Raw genomic sequence first — 18,781 nt, 5'->3', positions numbered from 1 at the left:
CTGAAAACGGGTGTGCGCCAACCCCGCGAGTCACTTCCAGCGAGGCAATGTCAGAGGTAGCCGTAGACTTCTCGATGCACCGGCGGACTTTCCCGCCGGAGAGCCCCGAGGCAATCACGCATGAGAAAGCTCCTCGCCGCCCTGCTCGCTCTTCCCGTCCTCGCCGCCTGTGGCCCCGCGCCGGAGTCCGACTCGAATGACACGCAGCTGGCGCCCGAGGGCGCCGAGGTGGCCTCCACCGAGCAGGAGCTGTTCGGCGCGCCCCGTGAGCGCTCCGTCCGCCTGCGCACCGGCGTGACGCTGCGCTACGTGGAGCAGGGCCTGCCGCTGGGCCCCGCGGTGGTGTTCCTCCACGGCTTTTCGGATTCCAACCACACGTGGGACCTGAACCTGCGCACCTTCCCGCGCAACCACCACGTCTACGTGCTGGACCAGCGCGGCCACGGGGATTCGACGCGCCCGGTGTGCTGCTACACGCAGCAGTCCTTCGCCGCGGACGTGGATGCCTTCCTGGAGGCGGTGGGCGAGCGCAGCGCCATCCTCGTCGGCCACTCCATGGGCAGCTTCATCGCGCAGCAGGTGGCGTTGGACTTCCCGCGACGCGTGAAGGGACTGGTGCTCGTCGGCTCGGCGCCCACCGTCGCCGGCAACCCGGTGGCGCTGGAGCTGAAGTCCATCGTGGACACGTTCGAGGGCACGGTGGACCCGGATTTCATCCGCGCGTTCCAGGAGAGCACCTTCGTGCGCCCTGTCCCGGCGTCGTACATCAACACGATGGTGTCGGAGAGCAGCAAGGTGCCCGCGCGCGTGTGGCAGGACGCGCTGGACGGCATGCTCGCGGAGGACCACTCAGCGCGGCTGAACCGCATCCGCGTGCCGGTGCTCGTCATTGGCGGTGACCAGGACGGCTTCTTCCCCGTCGCTGACCAGCAGGCCCTGGTGAACGCCCTGCCGGACGCCGAGTTCAAGCTGTACCCGAACACCGGCCACGCGCCCCATGCGGAGCTGCCGCAGCGCTTCAACCAGGACGTGCACCGCTTCCTGCGCGAAGTGACGCGCTGGTAGGACGGATGGAGTCGCGTGCCCGGGACTAACCGGGCACCGTCCCCGGAGCACCGCCTCCCGCGGGCGGCTCCGGGGAGACGCGGGGCACATCGGCGCGGGCCAGCATCACCGCGGCCCCGAGGATGAGAACGCCTCCCAGGACCTGACGCGGGGTGAGCCGCTCGTCCAGGAAGAGCACCCCCAGCACCACCGCCGTCAGGGGCTCCAGGTTGGACACCAGCGACGTGTTCACCGGGCCAATGCGCTGGATGCCCACGAAGAAGAGGAGCACCGCGGCCACCGTGGCCACCAGCGCCAGCCCCACCACCGCGGCCCAGCCCGTGACGGAGCCGGGGAAGGCAGGGCCACGCACCAGCATGGCCACGCCGAAGGAGAAACCCGCCGAGCAGAGGATGACGGTGCTGGAGGCCAGCGGCCCCGCCCGACCGGACACCCGGCCGCTGGCGACGACATAGACGGTGTAGAACAGCGCGGACAGCAGGCCCAGCAGCACGCCCGGCAGCGTGGCGCCGCCCTGGGACAGGTCGGCTGTCAGCACCGTGCCGCCCACCGACAGGACCACCGCCAGCCACTTCACCCGGCCCAGGTGCTCCTTGAAGACGACACGCTGCACCAGCGCCACCAGCGCGGGGAAGGAGTACAGCAGCAGGGCCACCAGCCCCGCGGGCGCGTGCTGCAGGGCGAAGAAGTAGGCCCCGGACTGGCTGAAGTACCCGGCGGCGCCCAGCAGCACCAGGGCCACCAGCACCCCACCCCGGGGCCACCGCTGGCGGCGCAGCACCATGACACCGGCGAGCACCGCCCCGGCGAGGGAGAAGCGAAGGAAGAGCAGCGTGGCCACGTCCGTGCCCGCCGCATAGGCCAGGCGGCCAAAGAGGCCCAACGCGCCGAAACACACGCCCGACAACGCCACGATGAGGAAGCCAGCCGTGCGGCTCATGGCCGGAGGGCGAACCCTGCTCCAACCGGGCGCCCGTGTCACCTGCCCCCGGTTGGCTACCAGTTCTTCACGGACTTGAGATCGAAGACGTCCGGGAAGCCGTTGGCGTGAAGCAGCTGCACGGCCTGGGCGCTGCGGCCACCGGCGGCGCAGTACACCACCACGCGCGTACCGGGCGGGCCCACCTCGGCCAGCCGGCGGGGCAGCTCCTGCACGGGGATGTTCCGGGCGGGCTCGGGGTGCCCTTCCTGGAATTCCTGCGGCGTGCGCACATCCAGCAGCACCGCGCCTTCGGCGACGAGTTGCCGGGCCTTCTCCGAGAGTTCCTGGGGTGTCATGCCCCCACTCTAAGCCCGGACGGGCGGGGGGCGACTGGCCGAAAACTGGAGGTGTCCGCCATGGACGCTACAGTTCTGTACCACCCATGCGACTCGACAAGCATGCACTCCTGGGCCAGCTCGCGGACCGCCTCCAGCAGAGCGACCGGCTGGCCCACCGCGCCGAGGCGGAGGCCCGCGAGGCCGCCCGCAGTCTGGCCACGGAGTCCGAGAAGAAAGAGGACGGCCGCGCCGCCCTGGAGTTCGGCAGCCTCGCCACCGGACAGGCCCAGCGGGCCCGCCGGGTCCAGGAAGAACTCCAGGCGCTGACGAAGTTCGGTCAGGCGGAGTTCCCACGTTTCCCCCGGCAGGGGCCGGTGGCGCTGGGCGCCATCGTGGACGTCAGCACCGAGGACGAGGAGGGCTTCTCCGAGCGGACCTTCTTCGTCCTGCCCGCGGGCGCCGGCACCGAGCTGACGGGGCCGGGCGGTGACGGCTTCCTGTCCGTCATCACCCCCGCCTCCCCCGTGGGGCGCGCCCTCATGGGCCGAAAGGCGGGAGATACGGTGGAAGTGATGCTCGCGGGCGAGGTCCGCGAGTGGACGGTGCTCGAGGTCGCGTGATGTCGAGCCTTCGACGAAAGCCCGGGGGGCACTAGCACCCATGGCGCCCGTCGCGCGTGAATCCGCAAAGATGTCTTCTTCGCCTTCACCGCAAATCCAGGCGCCGTCCCCACCGGCACTCCTGCCGCTCACCTGGCCCGCCGCCGTCGTGGGCCTGATGTTCGGCGTGCTGATGACGTACGTCCCATACGAGTTCCGGGTGGCCTCCTTCCGGCCGCTCTACCCGTACGTGCGCGTGCTGGGCCTCACGTACCTGACGGGCAGCATCATGCTCATGGGCGCGCTGCTGTACCCGCGCGCGCCGCGCTGGCTGGACGTCACGGGACGCCTGCTGCTGGGCGCGGCCATGGCGCTGTACTGGTGGGTGCTCAACGTCCTGCCGGGCAGCTTCACGGGCATCATCCTCTACCCGGTGCTCTTCGGCGGCGTGGTGCTGGAGGCCTGGCCCGCCATGCGCCAGCGGCCCGTGCTGCGCACCTTCGCGGCGCTCACCGGCGCGGCGTTCGGCGTGGCCATGCTGGTGGTGCCCGAGCGCTTCCCGCTCTCCGTCTACGCCCACCTCGCGCCCCTGCGGCCCCTGGTGGGCCTGCTCTTCGCCGTGTGCGGTGTGGGCCTGCTGCTGCCTTCCCACCGGCTCCACCGCCAACTGCCAGCCCTGTTCATGGGCGGGCTGGCGGTGCCCTTCGCCCTGCTCGCGTACGCGCTGGGCCGGGGTGCTTCATGGCTGGGAGCCAGCGTGTACGCGGTGCTCACCCTGGCCTGTGTCGCGCAGGCCCTGGACTGGCGGCCGCGCGCGCCTCGCACGGTGGGGTGGAAGCTGCTGCGCGGGCTGGCCTTCGCGGGGCTGGTGCCGCTGCTGGCGCTGGGCGGGCTGGCGGCGTACCTGGCGCAGAACGCGATTGAACAGCAGGTGCGCGACGACACGCAGCGCGCCGCTGCGGGCGAGGCCGACTTCCTGCGGCGCTACCTGGACGACGCGGGCGAGTCCCTGGCGCTGATGCTGGAGTCCCCGGGCTTCCGCGCCGCCTTCGCCGCGGCCGCGCCGGAGCGGCTGGAGCCCTACCTGGTCAACCTGGCGGCACAGGAGCGCGCCTTCGACGCGGCGCTCGCGGTGGACACCCAGGGCCACATCCTGGCCGCGTCGCCCAGCGTGGAGGGGTGGAACCTGGAGCCGCGCGACTTCCTGCCCCCGGCCTTCACCCGGGGCGCCGAGGTGTCTCCGCCCTTCATCCGTCCGCCCGGCCAGCCCTTGGTCGCGGTGACGCAGCCCTTCCGCGAGGACGGCGAGGTGCGGGGCATGCTGGTGGGCCTGCTGTCCCTGGAGCGCCTGAGCCAGGCCACCACGCCCGCGTCGCGGCGCTTCCGCGTGCAGGTGTTGGACCGGCGCGGCCTCAAGGTGCTGCGCGACACCGCGCCCGGCGCGCCGCTGCTGGGCGAAGCACACCTGCCGGACGCGCTCAGCCTGGAGCTGCTGCGTCCCGGCATCGGCGTGCTGGAGGCCTTCGACGCGGCGGACCGCCGCATGCTCGCCGCCGAGGCCCCCGTGGAAGGCACGGAGTGGAGCGTGCTGGTGACGCAGGAGCTGGTGGTGGCCTACGCGGCGATTACGCGCATGAGCGCCGCGGTGGTGGGACTGGTGCTGCTGGGCGTCCTCATGGCCCTGCTGCTGTCGCAGCTGGTTGCCCGCGACGTCATCCGCCGCCTGGACCATCTGCGCACCGCCACCGCCGCGCTGACCGCGGGCGACTGGTCGCAGCGCGTGGACGTGGAGGAAGACGACGAGCTGGGTGAGCTGGCCCGCGGCTTCAACGAGATGGCGGCCCGCACGGGCGCCACACAGACGGAGCTGAAGGAGGCGGTGCGCGCGAGAGAGGAGTTCCTCAGCGTGGCCAGCCACGAGCTGCGCACGCCGCTCACCCCGCTCAAGGGCTTCGCCGCGCTCACCCTCCAGCGGTTGGAGAAAAGCGGAGACTTCCCGGAGCGCGAGCGGCTGCTCAAGGCGCTGCGCTCCATGGCCCGGCAGACGGAGCGGCTGACGCGGCTGGTGGATGACCTGCTGGACACCGCGCGCATCCAGGGCGGGCGGCTGGAGCTGGAGCGCAAGCGTCTGGACCTGGTCCCCCTGCTGGGCGAGGTGCTGGAGCGCTTCGAGCTGCGCACCGAGTCCGGCGTCACCTTCGAGCTGGACGTCCCCGCCCACCCGGTGGAGGGCGACTGGGACGCGCTGCGGCTGGAGCAGGTGCTCACCAATCTGGTCAGCAACGCCGTGCGCTATTCACCCCACGGCGGCGCGGTGCGCATGTCATTGGAGGCCGCGGAGACGCACGTGCTGCTGAGCGTGCGCGACGAGGGCATCGGCATCCCTCCGGAGAACGTGGCGGACCTGTTCCGGCCCTTCGCGCGCGCGTCCAACGCCCAGGCGCGCCACTTCGGCGGACTGGGGTTGGGCCTCTTCATCTGCCGCGAAATCGTGGAGCGCCACGGCGGCGCCATCTGGGCGGAGAGCCCGGGGCCCCAGCGCGGCAGCAGCTTCCACGTGCGGCTGCCCCGCCGCGCCGAGCCCGCGGCATCCGCGAGCGCGGCCTAGCGCGTCAGGACGACGACGGCTCCGGCGCGCCGTGCGCCGTCAGCCACTCCTCGGGGATGTCACCGCGCGGCAGCTCCAGCACGAAGAGGGAGCCCTGCCCCGGCTCACTGGTGGCGCGCACCGTGCCGCCGAAGGCCTCCACAATCTGCCGGGTGATGTAGAGCCCCAGGCCCAGGCCGCCGTAGTGCCTGTCACTCACCGCGCGCTCGAAGCGCTCGAAGATGCGCGGCAAATCTTCCGCGGAGATGCCGATGCCGCCGTCGCGCACCGTCAGGCGAGCGGTGAGCCCCTCCGCCTCCACCGCCACGCGCACGGGGTGGCCCGCGCCGTACTTCAGCGCGTTGGACAGCAGATTGGTCACCACCTGCTCCAGCCGCAGCCGGTCCCACCGGCCCATGACGGGCACCGGCGCGTGCAACTCCAGCTCACACTGCAGCTGCGAGGCGGACGGCGCGAAGCGGTAGAGGATTTCCGCCGCCACGCTGGCCAGGTCCATCTCCTCCACTTCCAGCCGCAAGCGGCCCGCGGTGATTCGCGACACGTCGAGCAGGTTGTCCACCAGACTCGTCAGCTTGCGCACCTGCCGCTGCACCACCTCCAGCGTCTCCGACACGCGCTCGGCGGACACCGGCTGGTTGTGGGCCGCCATCCCATCCACCTGCTTCTGCAGCAATTGCACCTTGAGGTGCAGCGGCGTCAGCGGCGTCTTCAGCTCGTGGCTGGCGATTCCCAGGAACTCGTCGCGCAGACGCACCGCTTCGCGCGCCTCCTGGAGGAGCTGCGCGTTGTCCACGGAGAGCGCGGTGCGGCGGGCCACTTCCTCCGCCAGCCGCAGTTCCTCCGCGCTGAAGTCGCGGGCTTCATCCGCGCGGAAGAGGGCCAGCGTGCCGATGACGCGCTCGCGCGCCACCAGCGGCACGCCCAGGTAGCAGCGCAGGCCCAGCCCCCGCAGCAGCCGCGCGTGCTCCGCGTCCCGCGCGGCGGCCTCCACGTGGGCCTCCGTCACCCGCAACCGCTCCGACTGGCCGGTGCCGAACAACGGCAGCACGCGCTCGGGCGGCAGCGGGTAGCGGCGCAGCGCCTCCTCCAGCAGGCCATGGCGCTCCGGCTCGGCGTGCAGCGCCGTCACCGGGCGCGGCGGCCCGCCGGGCAGGCCCAGGTACAGCACCGCCGCGTCCGCGAGCGCGGGCACCAGCAAGCGGAGCAACCGCGGCGCGGCCTCATCGTCGAACGCGGCGCCCAGCAGCGCACCGGCCTCCGCCAGCAGCCGCGCCGAGCCCACCGCGTCCAGCCCCACGGACGAGGCCACTTCACATGCGCGCAGCAGCGCTCCAGCCGTCGGGCCCTCGTCGTGCTCCAGCGGCACCGCGGAGGCGCGCAGCAGGACGTGCGTCCCATCCGGCCGGCGCACCCGCCAGCGGGCCTCCGCCACCCACTCGCCCGTGAGCGCGCGTGCCAGGGGCGGCACCTCCACCGACATGGACGCATCCTCCGCACGCGTCCATACACAACCGGGCAACCAACCCTGCTCGGCGCGTTCGGGCCGGCTCATGCGGAACTGACGCCCGGCCTCCACGTTGAAAGCGAGCACACGCCCGGTGACATCCACCAACACGAGCGCCTCGCCCGCCTGCTCGAGCAGCAACCGGAGGACGCCCTCCTTCAGCAGGGCGTCCGCCTCTTCGGAGTCCAGATGCGTCATCGAAAGCGGGGCGCTTCCAGAGGCCATGAGGGACTTCCCGCGAGCAGAGGCAACATGGAGGCATGTCTCCTTCCCCGGACGAAGGGCAGCCTCCGTGTTTCCACAGAACAGCAGAAGGGGCGCCATCCCCATCCCGCACCTGCCAGGGTCATCGAAGCCCCCCTTGCTTGCCTGCCCGGAAATCCAGATTCTCTGTCCCTTTGTAGCGCATCCGGGTGACCTTGCGTCCACCCGCGCGGCCCACTTTCTCGAGTTCCATCATGCAGAAGCCGCACTCCACGCCTGACTGGACCTCCCGCGAGCACCGTTACCGAGGCGTCATCGACAGCCTGCGGGAAGTGGTGTTCCAGACAGACCTGGCGGGGACGTGGACCTTCCTCAACCCGGCCTGGACGGACATCACCGGCTTCAGCGTGGAGGAGAGCCTGGGCCGCTCCTTCTCGGATTTCCTCCACCCGGATGACCGGGAGCGCGACCCGGAGCCGCTCCAGAAGCTGTTCGCGGGGGAAGTGGAGTTCGTGCGCCATGAGATGCGCTACCTCACGCGCGACGGGAGCTACCGCTGGGTGGAGGTGTTCGCCCGGCTGATGCACGACGACGACGGCGGCATCCTGGGCACGGCGGGCACGCTCAACGACTTCACCGAGCGCAAGGCGGCGGACGGCGCGCTGGCGCGGAGAGAGCGCTACCTCACCGCGCTGGTGGACATGCAGCAGCGGCTGCTGGCCACGCAGGATGGCGGCGACCTCTACGGGCCCGCGCTGGCGCCGCTGGGCCACGCGTCGGGCGCCAGCCGCGTCTACGTGTTCGAGCTGCACCGGGCGCAGGACGGCGCCGTCCTGAGCAGCCAGCGCGCGGAGTGGTGCGCGCCCGGCGTGAAGCCCGAAATAGACAACCCGGACCTCCAGAACGTGCCCATGGAGCCCGCGCTGCGGCGCTGGACGGAGACGCTGTCGCGGGGCGACGTCATCGAGGGCCTGGTGGAGAGCTTCCCCGCGCCAGAGCGGGAGCTGCTGGACCCACAGGGCATCCTGTCCCTGCTGGTGCTGCCCCTGCGCGTGCGCGGCGTGCTGACGGGGTTCGTGGGCTTCGACAACACCTCGGAGGCGCGGCGGTGGGACCGGCTGGAGGTGGACCTGCTGTCGGCGGCGGCGGGCGCCATCTCCATGGCGCTGGAGCGGCGCGAATCAGAGCGGGCGCTGCGCGAGCGCGAGCGGCGCTTCCGTCAGCTGGCGGAGAACGCGTCGGACGTCCTCTACGTGTACCGGCGCGAGGCCCCGCGCGGCTTCGCCTACGTCAGCCGCGTGGCCCATACCAAGCTGGGCTATGGGCCGGTGGCGCACTACGCGGACGCGGAGCTGTGGTACCGGCGCGTGCACGAGGAGGACCGCGCGCTGATGGAGCAGTTGCTGGAAGCGCCGGAGCCCTTCCAGGGCGCGCCGGTGGTGGTGCGCTTCCTCCACCCCGACGGGCGGACGCTGTGGCTGGAGCACGTGGTGGCGCCGGTGACGGACGCCTCTGGACGCATGGTGGCGGTGGAGGGCCTGGCGCGCGACATCACCGTGCGCCGGCAGGCGGAAGAAGCCCTGCGGTTGTCGGAGGCGAGCTTCCGCGCGCTGCTGGAGGGCGTGCCGGACGCGGCGGCCATCGAACGGGACAACCAGATTGTCTACGCCAACGCGGCGCTGGTGGCCACGCTGGGCTTCGAGCGCGCGGACCAGCTGGTGGGCCGCCCCCTCACGGAGTTCGTGCGGGACATGCGCAGCCCGGACGCGGTGCGGGCCGGCGCGCTCACCGGCGAGCGGCGGCTGGTGCGCAGGGACGGGCGCACCCGCGTGGCGGAGGTGGTGTCGTTGCCGCTGCGCTTCGACGGCCAGCCCGCGGTGGTCTCCATTGCCCGCGACGTGACGGAGCAGCGCCAGCTCCAGGCGCGGCTGACGCTGGCGGACCGGCTGGCGTCGGTGGGCACGCTGGCGGCGGGCATCGCGCACGAAATCAACAACCCGCTGGCCTTCGTGCTGTCCAACCTGGGCTTCCTGTCCGACGAGTTCAACCGCAGCCTGCCGCCCGGGGACGGCGCGGCGGCGCTCCAGGCGCGGCTCAAGGGCGAGCCGGACCTGGGTGAATGGCAGGAGGTGCTGCAAGAGGCGTGTGAGGGCGCCGAGCGCGTGCGGCAGATTGTCCGCCAGCTCAAGACGTTCTCCCGGCCGGACGAGGAGCGCGTGTCGCCGCTGGACGTGCACGCGGTGCTGGAATCGGTGGCGATGATGGCGGCCAACGAAATCCGCCACCGCGCGCAGCTGCGGCGCGACTACGGCGACATCCCGCCCGTCATGGCCAACGAGGGCAAGCTCAGCCAGGTGTTCCTCAACCTCGTGGTGAATGCGGCGCAGGCCATTCCAGAGGGCGCGGCGCACCGGCACGAAATCCGGCTGGCCACGCGGGTGGACGGCGCCGGGCGCGTGGTGGTGGAGGTGGCGGACACGGGCGTGGGCATCGCGCGTGAGGTCATCGACCGCATCTTCGACCCCTTCTTCACCACCAAGCCGGTGGGCGTGGGCACGGGGCTGGGCCTGTCCATCTGCCACAGCATCATCAGCGGGCTGGGCGGCGACATCACCGTGGACAGCGAGCCGGGGCGAGGCACCCTCTTCCGGGTGGTGCTGCCCACGCCGGAGACGGTGGAGCGCGCGAAGCCCTCGGAGCCTGACTCGCGGCAAGCACCGCACGCGCCGCGCGGCCGGGTGCTGGTGGTGGATGACGAGCCCGCGGTGGGCCGGGTACTGCAGCGCATCCTCCGCGAGCACCAGGTGGACGTGGCGTGCAGCGGGCGCCAGGCGCTGGAGCTGCTGGAGCGCGGGCTGGCACCGGACGCGGTGCTGTGCGACGTGATGATGCCGGACCTGACGGGGCGCGACGTGTACGAGGCCGTGCGGCGCGAGTACGCGGGGCTGGAGCGCCGCTTCGTGTTCGTCTCCGGTGGCGCGTTCACCTCGGGCGCGCGGGACTTCCTGGCCAGCATCCCCAACCTGCTGTTGGAGAAGCCCTTCGACGAAGCCCGCGTCCGCGGCGTGGTGGAAGAGCTCGTCCGGCAGCGACAGCCGGCGCACGACGCCTGAGCCCGCGAGCGGAGGTCGTATCGGGCAACGGGCGGACCCTCCTCCTGGTGACCGATGCGGCCTCGGGTGACTCCAGGCGAGTGTGCCGCATCCTTCCAACCTCGAGGCCCTGAATGAACCGCTCATTGCTGCTGGTCGCCGCGACGGGAGTGCTCGCCGTGGGCGCGCTCCTGCTGGGCACGCCGCCCACGCCGCCCGGACCGCCCCCTCCCGCCGTCACGGACACCAGCCACACGGTGCGGCGCCCGGAGGACCCGCCCGCCACTCGGACGCTGACGCTGGTGACATCCAAGCCGGAGGACGGCGCCCTGAACATGGCGGGCAAGCTGTCCGGCGCGTACGTGCAGACGGGGCCCAGCGAGGCCTTCGCGTGGCTGGAGCTGAAGGCGCGCCCGGCGGAGACCGGCCAGCGGGTGCCCGTCAGCCTGGCGCTGGTGCTGGACCGCTCCGGCTCCATGAACGGCCAGAAGCTGGCCGACGCCCGGCGCGCCGCCACGGAGCTGGTGCAGCGCCTGAAGCCCGAGGACCGACTCGCCTTCATCGACTACGGCACCGACGTGCGGGTGCAGCCCAGCCGTCGGATGACGGAGGAGGCGCGCGAGGAGCTGCTGACCCTCATCTCCGGGCTGCAGGATGACGGCAGCACCAACATCAGCGGCGCGCTCGACGCCGCGGCCAACGCCCTGCGGCCCCACATGCGCGAGTACCGCGTCAGCCGCGCCATCCTGCTGAGCGACGGGCAGCCCACCACGGGCATCGTGTCCGAGCCGGGCCTGCTGGACCAGGTCCGCCAGCTGCGCCGCGACGGCATCACCGTCAGCGCGCTGGGCGTGGGCCGGGACTATCAGGAGACGCTGATGCGCGGCATGGCCGAGCAGGGAGGCGGCTTCTCCGGCTTCATCGACGACTCGGCGCGGCTGGCGGAGGTCTTCTCCCGCGAGCTGGACCAGGCGACCAGCACCGTGGCGCGACTGGTGGAGCTGCGGCTGGACGTCCCGCCCGAGGTGCAGCACGTGGAGGTCATGGGCATGGCGTCCTTCCGCGAGGGCAACGTGCTGAAGGTGCCGCTGTACGACATGGCCAGCGCCCAGACGGTGCGCATCATGGCGAAGCTGACGCTGAACACCCCGCGGACCACCGGCGCGCTCGCCCTGCTGAACGCCCGGGTGCACTACGTCGACGTGGCGCGTGACATGCCGACGGAGACGGCGCTGCGGCTCACCGCGGAGGTGACGAGCGACCTGGACCTCGTGCGCGAGCACCTGGACAAGGAGGTGCGCGTCCACGCGACCCGGGCGTTGGGCACCCAGCACATGGTGGCCGCCGCGGAGGAGATGAAGCGCGGCAACAAGGCGAAGGCCCGTAGCCTGCTGGACAACGCCCGGACCATTTTCGGCTCCTCCGCGGACGCGCTGTCCGGGGAGCTTGCGGACGTGAACCGCTCCCAGGCAGCCTTGGCGGGCGCGTCCAGCGCGGAGGAGGCGCAGGCCGAGTCGCGCAACCTCCTCAAGAAGTCCATCAAGAACTTCGGCCAGAACAACACGTACTAGCAGGACGGTGAACCCATGGCCCTCTCCGTGCAGTACTTCCACCGCGAGGAGTTCGAGACCCGCACGCTTCGCGCGCTGGGAGGTGCCGCCTGCATGGGCCTGGTCGCGGGGGCCGTTCCGGACCTGCACCTGACACCGGAGTACGTCGCCATCGTGGCCGCGGCGCAGGCGTGCGTGAAGCCCACCGGGGTCCACCCCCTGGCGCTGCGCCTGGCGCTGACGGTGCTGCCCGCCCTGCCCTACTTCTTCCGAGCGCCGGAGCCGTTGCCCGTGAGCCTCGCGGGCGCGCTCGCCGCGGCGCTGGTGGCATGGCTGGGCCATGGACGGGAGCAGCCGGGGCAGCCCGCCGCGGTGGCCACCAGCGCCGCCGCCGCGGGCGTGCTCGTCCCACTGGGCCTCTACGTCCAACAGGTGCTGGAGGCGCGCTTCCTGGGGAGCGACGGCCTGCTGTCGGCGCTGGTGGGCTTCCTCGTCGTGGGCCTCTTCTGGAGCATCGGCACGCTGCCGGCCAACCTCCGCGTGGAGCTGGACGCGGTGGAGGCGCGGGGCCGCCAGTTGCAGGACGCGCTCAAGGGCGACTCGCGCACCCTCGCCACGCGGGCGCTGACGCTCTACCGCCAGTGCAAGGACGTGGTGACGAAGATGCCGCCCAGCACCGGGCGCACGGAGCTGCTGGGCGTGCTGGAGAAGATGACGGGCGACAGCTTCTCACTGGCGGAGGTCCACTTCGGGCTGGAGGCACAGCTCGGCTCCGTGGTGGCCAACGACGTGGACGCCCAGGTGCGCGAGCTGCGGGAGCGCGCCGCCGCCACGCAGGACGCGGTGGCCCGCCGGCAGTTGGAGCTGGCCGCGTCCTCGCTGGGTGAGGAGCTCAACCACCTGGACGTGCTGGCCCGCCGCAAGGAGCGGCTGCTGGCCCAGCTCCACGCGCAGGTGGCGATGCTGGAGCGAGCCCGGGTCTCCTTCATCGGAGTGCAGGGCAACGAGCTGGGTGCCAAGGGCGCGCAGGCCGCTGACCTGGCGCGCAAGCTGAAGCAGCTGGGGGAGCCCGCCTCCAGCGCGGGGCCCGAGGACGTCGCCCCCGTGGCCGCGCCGAACCCCACGCGCGTCGCCCCCTGAACGACGCGCTACTTCCGGGACGCCCGGGTGGCGCGCTTGCGCCGCGGCGGGGGCGTGTGGCGCACCGGCGGCGCGTGCAGTTGATCCGCGATGCGCTGTTCAATGGCCTCGCGGGTGCTGCGGGCCTGGACCAGCGCCGCCTCGATTTCCTCACGCACGCGCGCCGCCTGCTCCTCCGCCGTGGCCCGGTACTCTGACGCCGTGCGGCGCAGGGCGATGCTGCCCCGGTCCGGCCCGGCACTCCGTTCACCAGTGCGCACTGTCTTGGGAGTCGATGTCCTGCGCCTGCGTACCTTGGTCCTGGGGGTCTGCTGTCCTTCGTGCTCCGCCATCCGCGCCTCCCGGAAAGTCATCCTGGCCTCCAGGAAAGTGGGCTGCTATCGGACGCGAAGGAAGCCCGCGCCTGGGCCGGCTTCTGGGCAGGCAGGCAACACACCGCCTGTTCATTCAGCAGGGTTGCTTCTCACCTGCTCCAGGAAAACGCTATGGAGCGCCCTTCAGGATGCGGCAATTTCAAGGGCCCCTGGTACTGACAGCACCGCCGTAAGCCCCGTGGCCGGGCGGGTACGGCGCGCACACACTCCTGCTTCGTCTGCCTCCATGGGAGGCAGCGGCGCCCTGCGAGGATACCGTGGCAGTCAGCGCACCCTTTTCGTTCCTGAAGAACCGCAAGCACAACCTGGACCGGATGACGCTGGGCGACCTGGTCTACTCGTTCTTCACCTACTACGCGGTGGTGGCCTACATCACCGTGGGCATCATCAGCCTGGCCTTGGCCGTGAAGTGGTTCGAGAACCCGCTGCGCATGCTGCTGGCGATGCTCGCCGCGAGCGTGGCGTTCCCCTTCGGCTGGTACCTGGTGCACAAGCACATCCTGCACAGCCGGTTCCTCTACAAATCACCGCTCACCGCGGCGACGTGGAAGCGCATCCACTTCGACCACCACCAGGACCCGCACGACTTGCGCGTGCTCTTCGGCGCGCTGGCCAACGTGCTCCCCACCGTGGGCGGCGTGATTGCCCCCATTGGCTATCTCATTGGCGGCAAGGCGGGCGCCGCCGCCGCGCTGGGCTGGGCCATGGTGATTACGTGCTTTTATGAGTTCTGCCACTGCATCCAGCACCTGAACTACACGCCCAAGTCCCAGTTCCTGAAGGACATCAAGCGGCTGCACCTGTCGCACCACTTCCACAACGAGCAGGGCAACTACGGCATCACCAACTACTTCTGGGACCGCCTCTTCGGGACCTTCTACGAGAAGTCTGGTGACAAGCCCAAGAGCCCCACCGTCTTCAACCTGGGCTACACGGCCGAGGAGGCCCAGCGGTATCCCTGGGTGGACCGGCTCTCCGGCGGCACCCGCGGTGACGGCCACCCGCGCCGCTTCTGGGAGGACCAGGCCGCCGCCCAGACGCCACCGGAGCCCACGACGCGACAGGACAGCTGACGGCCGGGCACCCGCCTGTGCTCCCAAGCCCCCTCCCTCACCCAGAGGCAGGGGGCTTTTGACGGACCGCATCTACGAAGGGCTTCGTTGACATCTACGAATCCATTCGTAATATGGGTCCAGGCAATCGAGTCATGGAAGGAAGCGTCATGAGTGAGACGAAGCTGCCGCGTCCCACGGATGGGGAGCTGGCCATCCTGCGGGTCCTCTGGGCGCGTGGCGACAGCACGGTGCGCGAGGTGCACGAAGCCCTCACCCGCGACGAGCCGGAGGGCACCGGGTACACGACGGTGCTGAAGCTGATGCAAATCATGACGGAGAAGGGGTTGGTGGAGCGTGACGAGTCCCAGCGCGCGCACGTGTACCGGCCCCGGGCCACGGAGCAGCGCACCCAGCGGCAGCTGGTGACGGACCTGGTGGACCGCGCCTTCGGTGGCTCTCCGGCGCGGCTGGCGATGCAGGCCTTGTCGTCGAAGAAGACGCGTCCCGAGGAACTGGCGGAGCTGCGCCGGCTGCTCGACACCCTGGAAGGAGGCGAGGAATGAGCCGGCTGCTGATGGAGTCCCTGGGGTGGGCGCTGCTGCACTCGCTCTGGCAGGGCACGCTGGTGGCGCTGATGCTGGCGGTGGCGCTCATCACGGTGGGGCGGCGCGCGGCGCACGCGCGTTACGCGCTGGCCTGTGGGGCGCTGGTGTTGGCGCTCGCGTTGCCGGTGGCCTCCGGGTGGAAGCACTTCCACGGCGCGCCCGCGCGAGTGGCGATGGACCTCTCCGTGCCGCGCGCGCAACTCCGGGTGGATGACGCGAATCCGCCCCCCGTGAAGGACACGGCGGCGCGTCCCGCATGGCGGTTGTCGCCCGTCGCGGCGTCGCCCGCGTGGATTGACGCGGACATGGCCGAGGACGGCGCCGCGAGTGGCTTCGAAAGCACGGTGCTGACCGGCTTGGGCTCGTTCCTGGTCATGGCCGGACTGCTGCTGCAACGCGCGCTGTCCCAGGTGGAAGCGCACCTGCACTGGCTGGTGTTGGCGTGGGTGGCGGGCGTGGGCCTGTGCTCGGGGCGGATGGCGGCGGAATGGATGAAGCTGCGCCGGCTGGCGGACCGCGCCCTGCCCGCGCCCGAGGCGTGGCAGGAGCGGCTTGACGCCCTGTCGCGACGCATGGGCCTGCGCCGCGCGGTGCGGCTGCTCCAGTCCTCCGACGTGGACGTTCCCGCCGCGGTGGGCTGGCTGTCGCCCGTGGTGCTCCTGCCCGTGTCCACCCTGTCGGGCCTGCCCGCTCGGCAGCTGGAGATGGTGCTGGCCCATGAACTGGCCCACATCCGCCGTCACGACTTCGCGGTGAACCTGGCGCAGGTGCTGGTGGAGACGCTGCTCTTCTTCCACCCCGCGGTCCGCTGGATTTCCCACGTCATCCGCGTCGAACGGGAGCACTGCTGCGACGACGTCGCGGTGGCCGCCAGCGGCAACTCCGTCTCCTACGCCCGGGCGCTGACGGCGCTTGAAACGCTCCGCGTGCTGCCGGGAACGCCGAGCCCCGCCATGTCCGCGCTGGGCGGCTCACTGCCGGAGCGCGTGCGGCGGCTCATCACCCTGCCCACGTCGCGCTGCGCTTCGCGCTGGGCGGCGGGCGCCTCCGTACTCACCCTGGTCAGCAGCCTCGCCGTGGCCGCGCCGCTGACGTCGCTCCTGCTGGGACAGACGGACACCGCGCCGCGGCCGGGCGACGAGCCCGTCCTCGTCCAGGCTCCGCCCATCCCGGCGCTCTCGCGCACCCCGCCGGTGCCTCCCGCGCCCTTGCCCGTGGCACCGCCCGCGCCCCCGGCGCCTCCCGCGCCTCCCGCCGGTGTCGCGGCCGTGGCGGCCCGCGTGGCACCGGCGTCCGCTCCGTCTCCTGCCCCTCAGGCGCGGAGCCTGGGTTCGCGCGCCCAGCGGGAGCTGGACCGGCAGACACGGGTCGGCGCGGGGCAGCAGCTCTCCGTCGCGCAGCTCATCGCGCTCAAGAACGCGGGCATCACCCCGGAGCGCGTGCAGCAGCTGACGGCCATGGGCTACACGCCGACCGTCTCCAACCTCGTGATGATGACCCACGCCGGCATCACCCCTGACTACGTCCAGGACATGAACACGCGCTTCGGCCGGAAGCTGGAAGTGAAGGAACTGACGCACCTGCGACACCTGGGCGTCACGCCCGACTACATCCAGTCCCTCAAGTCCGCGGGCTTCAACATCGATGACCCGAAGGCCCTGTCCCACGCGCGCGCCGTGGGCGTGGACGAAGACTTCGTCCGCGGCCTCAAGGACGCCGGCTACACCGGCATGTCCCTGGAGGAGCTCGCTCACCTCCGCGCCGTGGGCGTGAGCCCCGAGTACATCCGAGAGATGAACAAGCACGGCCTGTCGAAGCTGAAGGCCCGGGAGCTGATGCAGCTTCGCGCCGTGGGCGTGGACCCGGGCTGGCTCGCCAGCATGCGCAAGGCGGGCGTGCAGACGACGGATGCGAAAACGCTCCAGCGGCTGCGCGCCACGGGCGTGGACGCCAACTTCCTGGGCGAACTCCACGACGCGGGCCTGAAGGACCTCTCCGTCGACGAACTGGTGCGGCTGCGCACCGGCGGCGTGGACGCGGCCTTCATCCGGAAGATGCGCGGCACCGACTCGAAGTAAGCCGTTCGTCCCGCACACCATCACCCCTCACGTCTCGACCGCCCATCCCGCTCGGCGCAGGTCCCACCGGACGCGCGCCGCACGGGAGGGGTCTACCCGAAGGAGCCCACCATGCGTCTCATGTCGTCACGCCTGTCCCTCGTGGCCCTGTTGTTGATGGCCGCCTCCGCCGTCGCGGCCTCTTCCACCTTCGAGCCACGTGGCACCTGGTCGGCCTCGTCCAAGAGCAGCGCCCCCTCCATCCTGAACCTCCAGCTCCACCAGAGCCCGCACCGCAACATGGGCTTCACCGAACCTCGGGCGTCCTTCCAGGGGCTGTCCACCACGGGCGGCGCCACCACCTTCACCCTGCCGCGCGAGGCCGGCACCTTCCGCTTCGAGGGCCAGTTCCAGGACGGCCAGGGCGCGGGCCACTTCCGCTTCGATGCCAGCAGCGCCTTCCTCAAGACGATGGCCACGCTGGGCTACTCGGACATCACGCCCGAGGCGCAGTTCCAGATGGCGGCGACCAACGTCACGACCGCCCGCATCCAGGCCCTGGCCGCGCTGGGCTACAAGCAGCTCGGCACGGAGGAGCTCATCCAGGTGGGCATCTTCGACGTGACGCCCGAGTACGTGCGCGGCATGTCCGACGCAGGCTTCCCCGGGCTGTCGTTCAAGGAACTGGTCGAGGGCCGCATCCACGGCGTCACGCCCCAGCGCGTGAAGGAGCTCTCCGGCGCCGGCTTCACGAAGCTGCCCTGGAATCAGCTGATGGCCATGGGCATCCACGGCGTCACGCCCGACTTCGTGAAGCAGCTGCGCGAACTGGGATTCCAGAGCACGGATTCGGATGACGTCATCGCCTTCCGCATCCACGGCGTCACGCCCGAGTTCGTGAAGCAGATGCGCGAGCTGGGCTTCAAGGACCTCACGCAGGAGCAGATCCTGGCCTTCCGCATCCACGGTGTCACGCCCGAGTTCGTGAAGCAGATGCGTGATTCGGGCTACCCCAACGTCACCCCGGACGAGTTGGTGGCCCTGCGCATCCACGGCATCGACCGCGTCTTCATCCGCGACATGTCGGGGACGGCGCCGAAGAAGAAGTGACGCCGGGCGCGGTCAACGTCCGACGGTGAACGGCGGGCCCCGCTACCGGGATGCACGGGGCGCTGCCCGGACACATCTTCCCCCCGGGACGGTGGTGGTGGGGAGGGTCGGAATGTCGCTGCTTCGAGCCACTTGTGCCGGGATGCTCTTCCTGGCGGCGTGTGCATCAACCAACAAGTCCGCGGTGCCTGAGCCCCGCGCCTCGGCGTCCACGGCGCCGCGAGTCGAGGTGGTGGAGTACGGCTTCCACCCCCAGGACCCGGTCCGCGTCGGCTGGGGTGACCGGGGGATGATGGCCTTCCTGGAGCTGCTGCGAGGCCCCCAGGGCCAGCGCATCGCCTGGCGCCGCGTGGGCCCCTGCTGCGGCGCCGGCGCGCCCACCGAGCTGGAGGTCTTCGAGGTGACGTACGACGGGCTCGCCGCTCCGGTGAGCCTCTACCTGGACCCGAACACCGCGGGCGCCGTACACGCGCCCAATGGATTCAGCATCCAGGGGCTCGCCTCCCGCTCGCAGGTGGAGCAGGAGGAGACGCCCCGGGTCATCGAGCTGTAGTCCGC

Annotated in this window: 15 protein-coding genes; 11 read left to right on the top strand and 4 right to left on the bottom strand. The window is 71.3% G+C overall.

All coding sequences use genetic code 11. The features are described from left to right. Positions 1–120 precede the first annotated feature (120 nt). Positions 121–1,065 (top strand): alpha/beta fold hydrolase, encoded by a 945-nt coding sequence (locus tag OZ403_RS00870; RefSeq protein ID WP_268783255.1) that lies wholly within the window; start codon positions 121–123, stop codon positions 1,063–1,065. Positions 1,066–1,090: 25 nt separating this feature from the next. Here the strand turns inward: OZ403_RS00870 and OZ403_RS00865 are convergent, their stop codons facing one another. Together OZ403_RS00865 and OZ403_RS00860 are read right to left on the bottom strand one after the other, a co-directional pair. After that, positions 1,091–2,005, bottom strand: coding sequence for a DMT family transporter (locus tag OZ403_RS00865; RefSeq protein ID WP_237077920.1), 915 nt, complete (start codon positions 2,003–2,005; stop codon positions 1,091–1,093). Between the two features lie 56 nt (positions 2,006–2,061). Next, positions 2,062–2,343 carry a rhodanese-like domain-containing protein gene (locus OZ403_RS00860; RefSeq protein ID WP_090490980.1) on the bottom strand — a complete coding sequence of 94 codons (282 nt, stop codon included), beginning with the start codon at positions 2,341–2,343 and terminating at the stop codon, positions 2,062–2,064. 86 nt (positions 2,344–2,429) lie between these two features. On the opposite strand from OZ403_RS00860, the gene OZ403_RS00855 reads away from it, so the two are divergent. Further along, positions 2,430–2,945, top strand: coding sequence for a GreA/GreB family elongation factor (locus OZ403_RS00855; RefSeq protein WP_090490981.1), 516 nt, complete (start codon positions 2,430–2,432; stop codon positions 2,943–2,945). A gap of 70 nt (positions 2,946–3,015) precedes the next feature. Further along, positions 3,016–5,532, top strand: coding sequence for an ATP-binding protein (locus OZ403_RS00850; protein ID WP_268783254.1), 2,517 nt, complete (start codon positions 3,016–3,018; stop codon positions 5,530–5,532). A 4-nt stretch (positions 5,533–5,536) separates the two neighbouring features. Here the strand turns inward: OZ403_RS00850 and OZ403_RS00845 are convergent, their stop codons facing one another. Then, entirely contained in the window at positions 5,537–7,261 is a 1,725-nt protein-coding gene (locus OZ403_RS00845) for a sensor histidine kinase (protein WP_174259160.1), read from the bottom strand. Between the two features lie 233 nt (positions 7,262–7,494). Here OZ403_RS00845 and OZ403_RS00840 point away from each other — a divergent pair, with 233 nt between their 5' ends. The 3 genes from OZ403_RS00840 to OZ403_RS00830 all read left to right on the top strand — a co-directional run bounded on the left by OZ403_RS00840 (position 7,495) and on the right by OZ403_RS00830 (position 13,022). Continuing rightward, entirely contained in the window at positions 7,495–10,353 is a 2,859-nt protein-coding gene (locus OZ403_RS00840) for a PAS domain S-box protein (RefSeq protein WP_268783253.1), read from the top strand. A 113-nt stretch (positions 10,354–10,466) separates the two neighbouring features. Next, on the top strand, positions 10,467–11,903 hold the full coding sequence (locus OZ403_RS00835; RefSeq protein WP_140786655.1) for a vWA domain-containing protein: 1,437 nt from the start codon (positions 10,467–10,469) through the stop codon (positions 11,901–11,903). A gap of 15 nt (positions 11,904–11,918) precedes the next feature. Next, the gene (locus OZ403_RS00830) at positions 11,919–13,022 is read left to right on the top strand and encodes a hypothetical protein (RefSeq protein ID WP_140796925.1); all 1,104 of its coding nucleotides are present in this window, start codon (positions 11,919–11,921) and stop codon (positions 13,020–13,022) included. An 8-nt stretch (positions 13,023–13,030) separates the two neighbouring features. Here OZ403_RS00830 and OZ403_RS00825 read toward each other — a convergent pair whose 3' ends face one another. Further along, positions 13,031–13,375 (bottom strand): hypothetical protein, encoded by a 345-nt coding sequence (locus OZ403_RS00825; protein ID WP_268783252.1) that lies wholly within the window; start codon positions 13,373–13,375, stop codon positions 13,031–13,033. Positions 13,376–13,653: 278 nt separating this feature from the next. Between OZ403_RS00825 and OZ403_RS00820 the strand changes: the two genes are divergently transcribed. The 5 genes from OZ403_RS00820 to OZ403_RS00800 all read left to right on the top strand — a co-directional run bounded on the left by OZ403_RS00820 (position 13,654) and on the right by OZ403_RS00800 (position 18,776). Then, entirely contained in the window at positions 13,654–14,469 is an 816-nt protein-coding gene (locus OZ403_RS00820) for a sterol desaturase family protein (RefSeq protein WP_140786652.1), read from the top strand. A gap of 149 nt (positions 14,470–14,618) precedes the next feature. Then, on the top strand, positions 14,619–15,014 hold the full coding sequence (locus tag OZ403_RS00815) for a BlaI/MecI/CopY family transcriptional regulator (RefSeq protein ID WP_026113917.1): 396 nt from the start codon (positions 14,619–14,621) through the stop codon (positions 15,012–15,014). Continuing rightward, positions 15,011–17,134, top strand: coding sequence for a M56 family metallopeptidase (locus tag OZ403_RS00810; protein WP_140786651.1), 2,124 nt, complete (start codon positions 15,011–15,013; stop codon positions 17,132–17,134). Before OZ403_RS00815 ends, OZ403_RS00810 begins: the two co-directional genes overlap by 4 nt. A gap of 111 nt (positions 17,135–17,245) precedes the next feature. Then, a complete protein-coding gene (locus OZ403_RS00805) occupies positions 17,246–18,223 on the top strand; it encodes a 4-hydroxy-3-methylbut-2-enyl diphosphate reductase (protein ID WP_268783251.1) in 978 nt (325 codons plus the stop codon). Positions 18,224–18,335: 112 nt separating this feature from the next. Next, positions 18,336–18,776: a fibril protein gene (locus OZ403_RS00800; RefSeq protein WP_237080117.1), complete on the top strand. Its 441-nt coding sequence runs from the start codon at positions 18,336–18,338 to the stop codon at positions 18,774–18,776. Positions 18,777–18,781: the final 5 nt, after the last annotated feature.

Source organism: Myxococcus sp. NMCA1, assembly GCF_026810205.1.
GTDB lineage: Bacteria > Myxococcota > Myxococcia > Myxococcales > Myxococcaceae > Myxococcus > Myxococcus xanthus_A.
This window is presented reverse-complemented; position numbering and strand designations above follow the sequence as displayed.